General features: G+C 62.0%; 11 protein-coding genes. 7 read left to right on the forward strand and 4 right to left on the reverse strand.

What is annotated here, in order from left to right; genetic code table 11:
- Nucleotides 1-7: 7 nt before the first annotated feature.
- The 3 genes from glyQ (at nucleotide 8) to gmhB (ending at nucleotide 3,831) form a co-directional block, all read left to right on the forward strand.
- The gene (glyQ, locus tag QC821_RS01280; RefSeq protein WP_309715907.1) at nucleotides 8-967 is read left to right on the forward strand and encodes a glycine--tRNA ligase subunit alpha; all 960 of its coding nucleotides are present in this window, start codon (nucleotides 8-10) and stop codon (nucleotides 965-967) included.
- 2 nt (nucleotides 968-969) lie between these two features.
- Nucleotides 970-3,036 (forward strand): glycine--tRNA ligase subunit beta, encoded by a 2,067-nt coding sequence (glyS, locus tag QC821_RS01285; protein ID WP_309715910.1) that lies wholly within the window; start codon nucleotides 970-972, stop codon nucleotides 3,034-3,036.
- A 219-nt stretch (nucleotides 3,037-3,255) separates the two neighbouring features.
- Nucleotides 3,256-3,831: a D-glycero-beta-D-manno-heptose 1,7-bisphosphate 7-phosphatase gene (gene gmhB / locus QC821_RS01290; protein WP_309715913.1), complete on the forward strand. Its 576-nt coding sequence runs from the start codon at nucleotides 3,256-3,258 to the stop codon at nucleotides 3,829-3,831.
- A gap of 94 nt (nucleotides 3,832-3,925) precedes the next feature.
- Here gmhB and gyrB read toward each other — a convergent pair whose 3' ends face one another.
- Genes gyrB through dnaA form a run of 4 tightly spaced genes read right to left on the reverse strand, consistent with a single transcriptional unit; the run spans nucleotide 3,926 to nucleotide 10,148 of the window.
- A complete protein-coding gene (gyrB, locus tag QC821_RS01295; RefSeq protein ID WP_309715916.1) occupies nucleotides 3,926-6,346 on the reverse strand; it encodes a DNA topoisomerase (ATP-hydrolyzing) subunit B in 2,421 nt (806 codons plus the stop codon).
- Between the two features lie 3 nt (nucleotides 6,347-6,349).
- The gene (recF, locus tag QC821_RS01300) at nucleotides 6,350-7,480 is read right to left on the reverse strand and encodes a DNA replication/repair protein RecF (protein ID WP_309715919.1); all 1,131 of its coding nucleotides are present in this window, start codon (nucleotides 7,478-7,480) and stop codon (nucleotides 6,350-6,352) included.
- A 22-nt stretch (nucleotides 7,481-7,502) separates the two neighbouring features.
- Nucleotides 7,503-8,606, reverse strand: a complete 1,104-nt coding sequence (gene dnaN / locus QC821_RS01305; RefSeq protein WP_309715922.1) for a DNA polymerase III subunit beta — start codon at nucleotides 8,604-8,606, stop codon at nucleotides 7,503-7,505.
- A 48-nt stretch (nucleotides 8,607-8,654) separates the two neighbouring features.
- Complete coding sequence (gene dnaA, locus QC821_RS01310; RefSeq protein WP_309715924.1) at nucleotides 8,655-10,148, reverse strand: chromosomal replication initiator protein DnaA; 1,494 nt, start codon at nucleotides 10,146-10,148, stop codon at nucleotides 8,655-8,657.
- Between the two features lie 502 nt (nucleotides 10,149-10,650).
- On the opposite strand from dnaA, the gene rpmH reads away from it, so the two are divergent.
- The 4 genes from rpmH (at nucleotide 10,651) to mnmE (ending at nucleotide 14,468) form a co-directional block, all read left to right on the forward strand.
- Nucleotides 10,651-10,785, forward strand: a complete 135-nt coding sequence (rpmH, locus tag QC821_RS01315; RefSeq protein ID WP_010626003.1) for a 50S ribosomal protein L34 — start codon at nucleotides 10,651-10,653, stop codon at nucleotides 10,783-10,785.
- Between the two features lie 13 nt (nucleotides 10,786-10,798).
- Nucleotides 10,799-11,206: a ribonuclease P protein component gene (rnpA, locus tag QC821_RS01320; RefSeq protein WP_309716370.1), complete on the forward strand. Its 408-nt coding sequence runs from the start codon at nucleotides 10,799-10,801 to the stop codon at nucleotides 11,204-11,206.
- A 97-nt stretch (nucleotides 11,207-11,303) separates the two neighbouring features.
- The gene (yidC, locus tag QC821_RS01325) at nucleotides 11,304-12,995 is read left to right on the forward strand and encodes a membrane protein insertase YidC (RefSeq protein WP_309715926.1); all 1,692 of its coding nucleotides are present in this window, start codon (nucleotides 11,304-11,306) and stop codon (nucleotides 12,993-12,995) included.
- 102 nt (nucleotides 12,996-13,097) lie between these two features.
- A complete protein-coding gene (mnmE, locus tag QC821_RS01330) occupies nucleotides 13,098-14,468 on the forward strand; it encodes a tRNA uridine-5-carboxymethylaminomethyl(34) synthesis GTPase MnmE (protein ID WP_309715928.1) in 1,371 nt (456 codons plus the stop codon).
- Nucleotides 14,469-14,523 lie beyond the last annotated feature (55 nt).

Below are 14,523 nucleotides of genomic sequence, written 5' to 3' on the forward strand. Positions count from 1 at the left end.
ATCAGCAATGACACAGTCGACGCCAGACGTGACAACCTTCCAGGGCCTGATCCTTGCCCTGCAGCAATACTGGGCCGAACACGGCTGCGTGATCATGCAGCCGCTGGACATGGAAGTCGGTGCCGGCACGTTTCACCCGGCCACCTTCCTGCGCGCCATTGGTCCCGAGACCTGGAACGCCGCCTACGTGCAGCCTTCACGCCGCCCCACCGACGGCCGCTACGGCGAGAACCCCAACCGCCTGCAGCACTATTACCAGTTCCAGGTGGTCATGAAGCCCTCTCCTTCCGCGCTTCAGGACCTCTACCTCGGCTCCCTGGCGCGCCTCGGCATCGACCCGCTGGTGCACGACATCCGCTTCGTCGAGGATAACTGGGAGTCGCCTACGCTCGGTGCCTGGGGCCTGGGCTGGGAGGTCTGGCTCAACGGCATGGAAGTCACCCAGTTCACCTACTTCCAGCAGGCCGGCGGCATCGAGTGCTATCCGGTCACCGGCGAGCTGACCTACGGCCTGGAACGCATCGCCATGTACCTGCAGGACGTCGACAGCGTCTACGACCTGATCTGGACCCACGCCCCCGATGGCAGCAAGGTCACCTATGGCGACGTCTACCTGCAGAACGAGCGCGAGCAGTCGGCCTATAACTTCGAGCATGCCGACGTGCCGGCGCTGTTCGACGCCTTCGACCATCAGGAGCGCGAGTGCAGCAAGCTGCTCGACGCCGGCCTACCACTGCCCGCCTACGAGATGGTGCTCAAGGCCTCGCACACCTTCAACCTGCTCGACGCGCGACATGCCATCTCGGTGACCGAACGCCAGCGCTTCATCCTGCGCGTACGCACCATGGCCCGCGACGTGGCCCACGCCTACTACGAATCACGCAAGGCCGCCGGCTTCCCCATGGCCCCGGAAGCCCTGCGCCGCGAGCTGCTAGAAGCAGCCGCCGATACACAGGGAGACGCATGAGTATGGCTTTTCACCCCCTTCTGGTCGAACTCGGCGTCGAAGAACTGCCCCCCGCGGCCATCGACCGACTCTCCGATGCACTCGCCGAGGGCATCCGCCAGGGCTTGAGCGAGGCCGAGGTAAGCTTCGCCAACGTCACCGCCTATGCCTCACCGCGCCGCCTGGCGGTGCACGTCAGCGAGCTTGCCGACAAGCAGCCCGACCGCGAGATCGAGCGCCGCGGCCCGGCACTCGCCGCGGCCTTCAAGGATGGTCAGCCAACCAAGGCTGCCGAAGGCTTTGCCCGCTCCTGCGGCGTCGAGGTTAGTGAACTGATCCACCTCGAGACCGACAAGGGTACCTGGCTCGGCTATCGCGAACGCCAGCAGGGCGAGCGCATCGAGCGGCTGCTGCCGGGTATCGTCGACAAGGCCGTGACTGGCCTGCCGGTACCCAAGAACATGCGCTGGGGCGCATCCCGCATCGAATTTTCACGCCCGGTGCACTGGCTAGTGATGCTCTACGGCGAGCAGATCATCGAGGCCGAGACCCTCGGCCTGAGCGCCGACCGCCTCACCTATGGACATCGCTTCCATGCCCCCGGGGCGATCACCCTGGCCCACGCCGATGCCTACCTCGACGCACTGGAAAATGCCTTTGTGCTGGCCGACCGCCAGCGGCGCCGCGAGCGCATTCGAGAGCAGGTGCTCGCCGAGGCCGAGGTGCAGGATGCCCAGGCGGTCATCGACGAAACCCTGCTCACCGAGGTCAGCGGGCTGGTGGAGTGGCCAGTGGCACTCACCGGCAGCTTCGACGAACGCTTCCTCGAGGTACCGCCGGAGTGCCTGATTTCGTCCATGAAGGCCAACCAGAAGTACTTCCACCTGCTCGATGAGCACGGCAAGCTCAAGCCTCTGTTCATCACCATCGCCAATATCGAGAGCCACGACCCGGAGCAGGTAATCGACGGCAACGAGAAGGTGATCCGCCCGCGCCTGGCCGACGCCGCCTTCTTCTACGACGTCGATCGCAAGACGCCACTGGCCGAGCGCCAGGCCGGCCTCGCCAGCGTGGTGTTCCAGCAGCAACTCGGCTCGCTGGCCGACAAGGCCCGGCGCAGTGCCGTGGTCGCCCGTGCCATTGCCGAACGTATTGATGGCGACGGCGCCCATGCCGAGCGCGCCGCCCTGCTCGCCAAGTGCGACCTGGTGACCGAGATGGTGCTCGAGTTCCCGGAACTCCAGGGCATCATGGGCTGCTATTACGCGCGCCAGGACGGCGAGGCCGAGGAGGTCGCCCAGGCACTTCATGAGCAATACCTGCCGCGTTTTGCCACTGACGAGATCCCCCAGACGCGTACCGGCTTGGCGCTGGCGCTGGCCGACCGCCTCGACACCTTGACCGGCATCTTCGGTATCGGCCAACGGCCCACCGGCGCCAAGGATCCCTTTGCCTTGCGTCGCGCCGCCATTGGCGTCCTCAATATCATGGTCAAGGCCGAACTCGACCTCGACCTGCGTGAGCTACTCTCGCTGGCGGTTGCGCAGCACCAGCAGCTGCCCAAGGCCGAGGGGCTGGTGGATGACGTGCTCGACTACATGCTGGATCGCTTCCGTGCCTGGGCACAGGATGAAGGCATGGCGGTCGAGAGCTATCTGGCAGTCCGCGCTCGCCCTGTCACCAAACCCCTCGACTTTGCCCGCCGCATGCGTGCCGTCCACGCCTTCGCCGCTCGCGATGAGGCCGCAGCCCTGGCAGCCGCCAACAAGCGAGTCTCTAACATTCTCGCCAAACAGGACCATGACGGCAGCACGACCGTGGCCCCCCAGCTACTGCACGAGGGCGCCGAGCAGGCCCTGCATCAGGCGCTGTCAGCGCGCCGTGAAGAGGTCGCCCCGCTGTTCCAGGCCGGCGACTACAGCGCCGCTCTTGACCGCCTGGCTACACTGAGGGGGCCGGTGGATGCCTTTTTCGATGAGGTAATGGTGATGGCCGAGGACCCGGCGGTGCGCAACAACCGCCTGGCACTGCTGGCCAATCTTCAGGCGCTGTTTCTTGAAGTGGCGGATATTGCCGAACTCCAGCAGTAGCCACCTTCTCCTTCAAACCCCAAGGGCCGGCGAGGTTCACTCGCCGGCCCTTTTCTATCCCCCCCTTCGCTCAAGCCTGATGTTTCACGTGGAACATGCACTGCCCTGGTCGGCAGCGGGATCACGCTTGCCGCGGGTAAATGTTCGGCGGACTTGGCAGCTGATGTTCCACGTGAAACACTCTGCATTCACTCCCTAGCCATGCACAGCAGATCCCTCATGCCGAGAGCAGACCGCCTGATAATTCTTGATCGCGACGGCGTGATCAACCAGGACTCCGACGACTATGTGAAATCTCTGGAGGAGTTCCACCCCTACCCCAGCGCTATCCATGCGATCGGCCGCCTTTGTCAGGCTGGATGGACCGTCGCAGTCGCCACCAACCAGTCGGGTATTGCGCGTGGCTACTATGACGAAGCCACGCTGGCCAGTATGCACGAGCACTTGCAAGCCATGGTGGCCGACGCCGGAGGTAGGCTGGCGCATATCGCCTACTGCCCCCACTCCCCCGAGGATGACTGCGACTGCCGCAAGCCGCGACCGGGCCTACTCGATCAGATTGGTCGCGCGCTGGGTATGCCGTCACTCAGCGGCAGCTGGATGGTTGGCGATAAGAACGTCGATCTTCAAGTTGGAGAAGCAAGAGGATGCCAGCCAGTGCTGGTACGCAGTGGCAAGGGCGAGCGAACCTTGACCAAGCACCCAGAGCTGGCAGCACCTGGTAGCCGGGCAAGAGTCTTCGATGACCTGGCCAGCTTCGTTGATTGGCTGCTCGAGGAACAACAAGAGCCATAGAATAGTGCGCCACAAAAGCAAAAACCCCGAGATATAGCATCTCGGGGCTTTTTTGCTTGGCGCTCAACCAGCGTGTTTCACGTGAAACATCGCCCTAGACGTCGAGGTTAGCCACCAGCGCGAAGCGTTCGATAAAGTCACGACGCGGCTCGACCTCATCACCCATCAGGGTATTGAACATCATGTCGGCCGCCACCGCGTCTTCAATCGACACCCGCAGCATACGCCGCGTCTCCGGATTCATGGTGGTATCCCACAGCTGATCGGGGTTCATCTCACCCAACCCCTTGTAGCGCTGGATTGAGAAACCGCGCTGCGCCTCTTTCATCAGCCACTCGAGGGCCTCATAGAAAGTTTCCACGGGCTGTTGGCGCTCGCCGCGTGCCACGTAGGAGCCTTCATCGAGCAGGCCATTCAAGGTTTCACCCAGCTTGGCCAAGGCACGATAGTCGGCGCTGCGGAAGAAATCCACGCCCCAGACATAGTCGGTGGTTACGCCGTGAGCCGCCAACGAGACCGCAGGTAAAAAGAAGCCGCGCTCGGGATCTTCCTGCAGCTCGAAGGTGTAGCGCGGTCCGCCCTGGTAGGCCACCACGTTATCCATCTCTTGCTGAAGAAAATCGATCCAGTGCTGCATGGTGACGCGATCCTTGAGGCTATCCTCGGCCTCCAGGGTTGCAGCATGGACGATCTTGCGTAGCACTTCACTGGGATAGACCCGCGACAAACGATCGATACGCTTCATCACGTCGCGATACTGATTGACCAGCGTCTCTAGCTGCTCACCGGCGATACCCGGCGCATCGGGATTGACGTAGAGGCGAGCGCCATCCAGCGCGGTCGTGGTCAGATAGTCGATCAGCGCCTGCTCGTCCTTTAGGTAGCTCTCCTGCTTGCCACGCTTGATCTTGTAGAGCGGCGGCTGGGCAATGAAGACGTGACCACGCTCGATCAACTGCGACATCTGACGGAAGAAGAAAGTCAGCAGCAGGGTACGAATATGCGAGCCGTCGACATCGGCATCGGTCATGATGATGATCGAGTGATAGCGCAGCTTGTCAGGATTGAACTCCTCGCGCCCGATGCCGCAGCCGAGCGCAGTGATCAAGGTACCGACTTCGGCCGACGACAGCATCTTGTCGAAGCGCGCCTTTTCGACGTTGAGAATCTTGCCCTTGAGCGGCAGGATCGCCTGGGTGCGCCGATCTCGGCCCTGCTTGGCACTACCACCCGCCGAGTCACCCTCGACCAGGTAGAGCTCTGAGAGGCTCGGATCCTTCTCCTGGCAGTCGGCAAGCTTGCCCGGCAAACCGGCAATATCCAGCGCGCCCTTGCGGCGCGTCATGTCACGCGCTTTGCGCGCCGCTTCGCGAGCACGCGCCGCCTCGAGCATCTTGTTGACGATCGCCTTGGCCTCATTGGGCTTTTCGACCAGGTATTCGGAAAACAGCCGCCCCATCTCCTGCTCGACCGCGGTCTTGACCTCGGAAGAAACCAGCTTTTCCTTGGTTTGCGAAGAGAATTTCGGGTCGGGCACCTTGACCGAAATAATTGCCGTCAGGCCCTCGCGGGCATCGTCACCGGAGGTATTGACCTTGGCCTTCTTAAGCAGGCCCTCGGCTTCGATGTAATTGTTCAATGTGCGCGTCAGCGAGGCGCGAAAACCTGCCAGGTGCGTGCCGCCGTCGCGCTGTGGAATATTATTGGTGTAGCAGAAGATATTCTCGGCAAAGGTGTCGTTCCACTGCATCGCCACTTCGATACCCACACCATCTTCACGCTCCGCGTTGAAATGGAACACCGGATTGAGCGTGGTCTTGTTGGTGTTGAGGTGGTTGACGAAGGCGCGCAACCCGCCCTCATAGTGGAACAACTCCTCCTTGCCGCTGCGCTCATCCAGCAGCCGGATAGCCACGCCGGAGTTCAGAAAAGAGAGCTCTCTCAAGCGTTTGGCGAGAATGTCGTAGTGAAACTCGATATTACCAAAGGTTTCCGGAGAGGGCCGGAAATGCACTCGCGTTCCCGATTTCTCCGTCTTGCCGACGACGCCCAGCGGCGCCTCGGGTACGCCATGATGGTAAATCTGTTCGAATACCTGTCCCGCCCGCCAGATCGTCAACTTGAGCTCTTCTGACAGGGCATTGACTACCGACACCCCGACGCCGTGCAGGCCACCGGAAACCTTGTAGGAGTTGTCATCGAACTTGCCGCCGGCGTGGAGCACCGTCATGATGACCTCAGCGGCCGAAACCCCCTCCTCCTCGTGGATATCGGTCGGTACGCCACGCCCGTTATCGCTGACGGTAATCGATTCGTCAGGGTGAATGACGACTCGGATTTCGCTGCAGTGCCCCGCTAGAGCTTCATCGATGGAGTTGTCCACCAGCTCAAACACCATGTGGTGCAGCCCCGTGCCATCATCGGTGTCACCGATATACATGCCGGGACGCTTGCGTACTGCATCCAGGCCCTTGAGGACCTTTATGCTCGATGAGTCGTAAGCTTGTTCGCTCATTGACTACTCCGTCGTGAAATCTTTCGTTCCGTGAGTCAGTGCCACCGAATCGTCCGGGGCGACCTCGCCATGTTTCACGTGAAACACGCTGAACTGGGTGTTCGGCTGCCAGGTGTCGCGAAGCGCCTGCGGCTCGACGCTGGTAATAAATGCCTGACAGCGCATCGTTTCCAACCATTGGCAAAACACTTGCTGATGCCGCGCATCGAGTTCTGCGGGGAGGTCATCGATCAGGTACAGGCAGCGCCGACCCGTCTGACGCTCGAGCAAGCGGCCTTGGGCAAGCTTGAGCGCACTGACAACCAACTTCTGCTGGCCACGTGAGAGCACCTCCACTGCTGGCCTGCGTTCGATGCGAAGGCGTAGATCGGCTCGCTGAGGTCCCTGCTGGGTAAAACCCATCTGCCGGTCGGTGTCTCTGCCCTGCTTGAGCACCTCCATCAGCGAGCGTTGCCTGTCCCACCCCCGCGAGTAGCGCAGCGTCAGGTCAGGCAACGGCAGCAGGGCCGCCAGGGTCTCTTCGAATACAGGAACGAAGGCGGTCATGTAGTCGCTGCGCAGGACGTCTAGACGCTCGCCCCATTGTGCCAATTCGTGCTCCCAAACAGCCAGGGAGCGGCCATCCATTCTACCATGCCTTAATAACGCGTTCCGATGTTTCAATGCCCGCCGCACCCCCTTCCATACCTCAAAGAAGTCATGTTTCACGTGAAACACGCCCCAGTCGAGAAACTCTCGACGCGACGAAGGAGAGCCCTCCAGAAGGCGGAAAGCGTCAGGATTGATCAGCTGCAGAGGCAGTGCCTCGACCAGCTGCGCGACTCTAGCGACACGTTCCCCCGCCATGCGCATCTCGAGCTCACTGCCGCTGCGTTGACGACGAACGCCAATCGGTAGCGGCGGATCGCCGCCAATACGCGCGTGCAGGGAGAGCGCATCCGCGTCGTGAGAGATGGCATGCTTGAGCTGTTGGGTACGGAAGGAGCGACCCATGGCAAGGATATGGATACCCTCGAGCAGGCTGGTCTTGCCGCTGCCGTTGGCACCGAGAAGTAGATTGATACCCGGCTGGGGGCGCAGGTCCAGGGGCGCCAGGTTACGCAACCCCTGGAAGGCGAGACGCTCTATTGGCATGCGATCGGCATCAATGCCTGGCTTAGAGGCGCATGGGCATGACAACGTACATGGCATCGCCGCCGCCCGGCTCCTCCATCAGCGCGCTGCTGTTAGGGTCGGCCAGCGTCATCTGTACGCGATCCTCGTCAAGCACGCCAAGTACATCGATCAGATAGCCAACGTTGAAACCAATCTCCATGGCCGCGCCGCTGTATTCCACAGCCACGTTCTCCTCGGCCTCTTCCTGTTCCGGGTTATTGGCCATCACCCGCAGGTTGCCCTCTTCCAGGTGGAGCCTGACCCCACGATACTTCTCGTTGGAGAGGATCGAGGTACGTGAAAACACCTGGCGAAGCTGCGCCCGCTCGGCGATAAACACCTTGTCGCCACCGCGGGGCACCACTCGCTCATAGTCAGGGAACTTGCCGTCGACCAGCTTCGAGGTGAAGGTGAAGTCACCGGTGTGGGCGCGTACATGGCTGGCCCCCAGCGTCAGGCTCACCGGCTCATCGCTGTCATCCAGCAGGCGCACGAGTTCGAGTATCCCCTTACGCGGCACGATCAGCTTCTGGGCCGGTTCCACGCTGATATCCACTGGACGCGAGCACACCGCCAGACGATGGCCATCGGTGGCCACGGTACGCACCAGGTTGGAGCGCAGCTCTAGCAGCATGCCATTCAGGTAGTAGCGCACGTCCTGCTGCGCCATGGCAAAGGAGGTGGCGTCGATCAAGTGCTTGAGCGTTCCACGCGGCAGGCTGAGTTCGACGCTACCCTGGCCCTCTTCGATATTGGGGAATTCCGCTACCGGCAGGGTCGACAGGGTGAAACGCGAACGACCGCTGCGCAGCACCGCACGCCCCTCTTCGAGGGCAAGGCTGATCTCGGCCTGCTCCGGCAGTGACTTGCAGATATCCATCAGCTTGCGGGCCGGAACGGTAGCCGATCCGGGCTGCTCGACCTGGCTCGGCGCCGTGCGACCGATCAGCTCGACTTCGAGGTCGGTGCCGGTCAGCGACAGCTCATCGGCACTGACCTGGATCAATACGTTGGAAAGTACCGGCAGCGTCTGGCGCCGTTCGACCACGCCGGCGACCAGCGTCAAAGGGCGCAGCAAGGCTTCGCGGGAGATGGAAAATTTCATGGAGGCTCCACTCTTGTCCTGAGTTTCGATGGCTTTGCATTGCCGCGATCAGCTGGTCAGCAACCGCAGCAGGTTCTTGTAGTCCTCGCGGATATCCGCGCTCTCTTCCTTGAGCGATTGCACCTTGCGACAGGCGTGCAATACGGTGGTGTGATCGCGTCCGCCGAAAGCGTCACCGATTTCCGGCAGACTGTGGTTGGTCAGCTCCTTTGCCAGCGCCATGGCCACTTGGCGCGGCCGCGCTACCGAGCGCGAACGGCGCTTGGAGAGCAGATCAGACAGCTTGATCTTGTAGTACTCGGCCACCGTGCGCTGAATATTGTCGACGCCGACCTGCTTGTCCTGCAGTGCCAGCAGATCCTTCAGCGACTCGCGAATGAAATCCTGGGTGATCGTCTTGCCCATGAAGTGGGAGTCGGCGATCACCTTCTTCAACGCTCCTTCCAGCTCGCGCACGTTGGAGCGAATCTTCTGGGCGATGAAGAAGGCAGCATCGTGAGGCAGATCGACCTTGGCCTGATCTGCCTTCTTCATCAGAATCGCCACTCGCGTCTCAAGCTCCGGTGGCTCGATGGCAACGGTTAGCCCCCATCCGAAGCGAGACTTGAGCCTCTCTTCTACACCATTGATTTCTTTGGGATACCTGTCGGACGTCAGGATCATCTGCTGACCGCCCTCGAGCAACGCATTGAAGGTGTGGAAAAACTCTTCCTGGGAACGCTCCTTACCGGCGAAGAACTGGATATCGTCGATCAGCAGCGCGTCGACGCTGCGATAGAAGCGCTTGAAGTCGTTGATGGCATTGAGCTGCAGCGCCTTGACCATGTCGGCCACGAAGCGCTCGGAGTGCAGGTACACCACGGTGGCATTCTCGCGGCGGGTGGCCAGCGCATTGCCCACGGCGTGCATCAGGTGAGTCTTACCCAGGCCAACCCCGCCGTACAGGAACAGCGGGTTATAGGCACCACCAGGGTTTTCCGAGACTTGCCGCGAGGCGGCGCGGGCCAGCTGGTTCGACTTGCCCTCGACGAAGGTTTCGAAGGTGAAATTGGGGTTGAGGCCACTCTGGTGCTTGAGGCTGCCCTCAACCTGTACCTGGCGCTCGCCACCACCGCGCGATGCGCCTCCCCCGCGGGACCCGCCGCGTGGCGACGGTGTATCGCTGGGCGCCTCGATCTCGCGCTCGTCGGCGAGGTCGCCACGCGGCGGCGTGTGTACCGCCGGCGATGCAGGCTGGCGCGGCGCAGCAGACACCGGATTGCCCAGGTCGCGTGGCTGCGGGCTTGGCACGGCCCGGCGACTGCCGACTGCCAGCGTTACCTTGGGCGGCTTGGTGGGTGCCAGCTCACGCAGCAACTCGTTGATTCGCTTGATGTACTTGTCGCTTACCCAGTCACGCACGAAGCGATTGGGCGCCAACAGGCAGAGTTCGTTGGACTCCCCCTGTTCCGCCTGGAGGGGGCGAATCCAGGTGTTGTACTGCTGCGAGCTGAGCTCGTCCTGCAGGAAATCCAGACATTGTTGCCAAAGAGCGACCGACACTCGACCTCACCATCCCGTTGATGCATGACCGGCCATTGTATCGCCCAAGCAGCGAGTTATCCACACGCACCGACCATGCCTCATCGCTGTGGAAAACTCGCCGGCGCCGCACTCCATCGAGCCCCGCCGAAGCGTTACCCAGGCGCCACCGCGCAACCCACCGAGACGCGGGTCGCCGTCAGTTATCAAAGTGTTCCCCACACCCATCGAAGAGTGCTATCTAACTGTAATACATGATGAAAAATGGCTTATCCACATATACCATCCCCAATTTTAATAACAAGATGTTCTAATCACTGGCAAGCCTAGCCGCGGCGCTGTCTAGAACGCGTGCTGGACGACGGCCAAGGCCCTAGGCGATGACGGTGAGGAAAAATTGCACCCGTGGCCCGAATTCACTAAAATGCCCGGTCTTGAGCCGAATTACCCCGGGTTCCCCGCCGGAGCCAGGGCGCCTCACCATTGACGTTCCGTCCAATTAACCACGTGGGAATCGATAGTTATGAAACGCACTTTTCAACCCAGCGTTCTCAAGCGCAAGCGCGTGCACGGTTTCCGTGCCCGCATGGCTACCAAGAATGGCCGCGCCGTGCTGGCGCGTCGTCGCGCCAAGGGCCGCAAGCGTCTGAGCGCCTGAACTCGGCTTGCGTGTGTCCTGTCATGGTTTCCCCCGGCATCTGCGACTGCTGAATGCCGGGGAGTACCGACACGTCTTCGATCACGCGGCGTTCAAGATTCACGGCAAAGGATTGCTGGCACTGGCAAGCCCCAACGCACTGGGTCACCCCCGCGTCGGCTTGGTCTTCAGCAAGAAGAACGTGCGCCGGGCCGTGGATCGCAATCGTTTGAAACGACTGGTTCGCGAATCCATCCGCCTTCAGCAGCACCAACTTCCCGCTGTCGACATCGTGGTACTCTCCCGGCGAGGCGTACACGAGCTGGACAACGACACCCTGCACCGCCAGCTTTACGGCATGTGGCGGCGTCTGGAGAAGGATGTACGCAAGCAGTCGACGGCCGCTGTCAGCCAGGACACTTCCTCGCCGTCTTCGCGGTGACGCTTCGAGCCTGCCTCTGGCAGGCTTTCGTGTGTATCGGCACCGCTGATATCGATGTTGCCGTCAGAATGTTCATTACCCATCGGGCAGGACCCTCATGGACGTAAAACGACTACTTCTGCTGGTTCCGCTGGCCGTGCTGGCATATCTGCTGGTCGTGCAGTGGAACCAGGACTACGGCCAGGCAGCGCCTGAGCCGGACGCGCCCTCCTTTACCAACGGCGGGGCCCCGCAGGTCGACAGTGCTGAGACCGACGACGATGGCGGCCTGAGCGTTCCCAGCGCCGATCAGCAGGCGGCGGTGGAGAGCGATCTGCCCTCAGCCGCCGAGACCGAAACGCGGAGCCGCGACCTGGTCGCGGTGACCACTGACGTCCTCGACGTGCGTATCGACCCTCAGGGCGGTGACATCGTCTACGCTGCCCTGCCCCAGCACAAGTTGACGCTCGACTCCGATCGCCCCTTCGTACTGCTCTCCGACAGCGAGACACGCAGCTACGTGGCCAAGTCCGGGCTGCAGCTCGACGGCCACTCGGGCCGCATCGGCTTTGATGCCGAACAGACCGAGTACCGCCTCGAAGAAGGTGCCAACAGCCTGACCGTTGACCTGACGGCAGAGGTAAACGGCGTTGAGGTGATCAAGCGCTATACCTTCGAGCGCGACAACTATGCGGTCGACGTCGGCTACTACCTGGCCAACAACACCGAGGAGCCGGTAACAGCCCGCTTTATCGGCCAGCTGGCACGCGATGACAGCCCCGACCCCACCAGCGGTGTGGCACTGGGCATGAGCTCCTACCTCGGGGCGGCCTTCTCCTCGCCGGACAACCGCTACGAAAAGGTCGACTTCGACGATATCCGTAGAGGCAACTTCGACAACCGTGACGTCGAAGGCGGCTGGGTAGCGATCATCCAGCACTACTTCACCAGTGCCTGGGCGCCGGCGCAGAACCAGCAGAACCTCTATTACGGCACCACCGACAGCCGTAATCGCACCGTCGCGGCATTCGCCGGCCCGACCACGCAGATCGCCGCCGAAGGCGAGAGTCGCCTGGGTGCGACCCTGTACATGGGGCCCAAGGTTCAGGAGCGCCTCGAGCAGGTAGCGCCCAACCTGCGTCTGACCGTCGACTTCGGTTGGCTGTGGTTCATCGCCAACCCGCTGTTCTGGCTGCTCGATCAGATCCATAGCCTGCTCGGCAATTGGGGCTGGTCGATTGTCTTCCTGACCATTCTGGTCAAGCTGGCGATGTGGCCGCTGTCGGCCAAGGCCTACAAATCGATGGCGCGCATGCGCAAGCTGGGCCCTGAGATGCAGCGCCTCAAGGAGCAGTACGGCGACGACCGCCAGAAAATGTCCCAGGAAATGATGAAGTTCTACCAGAAGGAGAAGATCAATCCCCTGGGTGGCTGTCTGCCGATCCTGGTGCAGATGCCGGTGTTCATTGCGCTGTACTGGATGCTGCTCGAGTCGGTGGAACTACGCCACGCACCGTTCATGTTCTGGATTCAGGATCTGTCGGTGAAGGATCCGTTCTTCATCCTGCCGATCCTCATGGGTGCCTCGATGTTCGTCCAGCAGTTGCTCAACCCGACACCGCCGGACCCCATGCAGGCGAAGATCATGAAGATGCTGCCGATCGTCTTCACCTTCTTCTTCCTGTGGTTCCCGGCAGGCCTGGTGATCTACTGGGTTGTCAACAACTGCATCTCGATCGCCCAGCAGTACGCGATCACACGCAAGATCGAGAACGACCCAAGCATTGGCAAGGGCATGAAGACCAAGTAACACGACGCCCACGCCGCTTTCAGACCCCCGCCACGTGCGGGGGTCTGGCGTTTATGGGCCACGCCCGAGACAATGCCCGCACGCCACGACGAGGAATTCCCGATGCCCGAGCGCCTCTATACTCAGGACACCATTGCCGCCCTGGCCACGCCCCCCGGACGCGGCGGCGTGGGCATCATTCGCATATCGGGGCCGCTAAGCAGCGCTATCGCCAACGCCATGGTAGGCCACTGCCCCACGCCGCGCCGCGCTCACTACGGCCCCTTCCAGGGCGCTGAAGGCAACATCGACGAAGGCATCGCGCTTTATTTTGCCGGCCCTCACTCGTTCACCGGCGAAGACGTGCTGGAACTCCAGGGCCACGGTGGCCCGGTAATCATGGACCTGCTGCTCGAGCGCTGCGTTGCCTTGGGTGCCCGCCTGGCAAAGCCTGGCGAATTCTCCGAGCGCGCCTTTCTCAACGACAAGCTCGACCTGGCCCAGGCCGAGGCCATCGCCGATCTGATCGAGGCAAGCTCCCGGGCCGCCGCCGAGAACGCACTGCGCTCGCTGCAGGGAGCTTTCTCGCAGCGGGTCGAGGCGCTGGTCCAACGGCTGATCGAACTGCGCATGTACGTCGAGGCGGCGATCGATTTTCCCGAGGAGGAGATCGATTTCCTGGCCGATGGCAAGGTCGCGACGATGCTGGCAGGGGTCAAGGACGAGCTGGCCGAGGTACGCGCCGCCGCCAATCAGGGAGCCCTGATGCGCGAGGGCATGAGCGTGGTGATCGCCGGGCGTCCCAATGCCGGCAAGTCGAGCCTGCTCAACGCCTTGACCGAACAGGACACGGCGATCGTCACCGAGATAGAGGGCACCACCCGCGACGTGCTGCGCGAGCATATCCATCTCGACGGCATGCCGCTGCATATCATCGATACGGCGGGACTGCGCGACACCCCCGATGCAGTGGAGAAGATCGGCGTGGCTCGTGCCTGGGAGGAGATTGCCAAGGCCGACCGGGTACTGCTGCTGGTCGACGCCACTACCACCGCCGCCACCGACCCGATGGAGATCTGGCCCGAATTCGTCGCTCGCTTGGCCGACCCTGGCCGCTTGACGCTGGTGCGTAACAAGGTCGACACCAGCGATGAGCCGGCCGGTCTCGACGACGCCAATGCCACCCCGGTACTGCGCATGTCGGCCAAGACCGGCGCGGGCATCACGTCGCTCAAGGAGCACCTCAAGACGGTGATGGGTTTCACTGCCACCACCGAGGGGCGCTTTTCGGCGCGACGTCGCCATCTCGACGCCCTGGATCGCGCCAAGCAGGCGCTGATCAACGGCGAAACCCAGCTGGCCGGCTACGGCGCCGGCGAACTGCTCGCCGAAGACCTGCGCGACGCCCAGCAGTCGCTGGGCGAGATCACCGGTGAATTCAGCGCCGACGATCTGCTCGGCGAGATCTTCGGCAGCTTCTGTATCGGCAAATAAACGCCCTTCCCCTTTTCTCGTAGCGGGCTACGCTGATAGTGCGGCTGAAGAGAAA

Source organism: Franzmannia qiaohouensis (assembly GCF_031451695.1).
GTDB classification, from domain to species: domain Bacteria; phylum Pseudomonadota; class Gammaproteobacteria; order Pseudomonadales; family Halomonadaceae; genus Franzmannia; species Franzmannia qiaohouensis.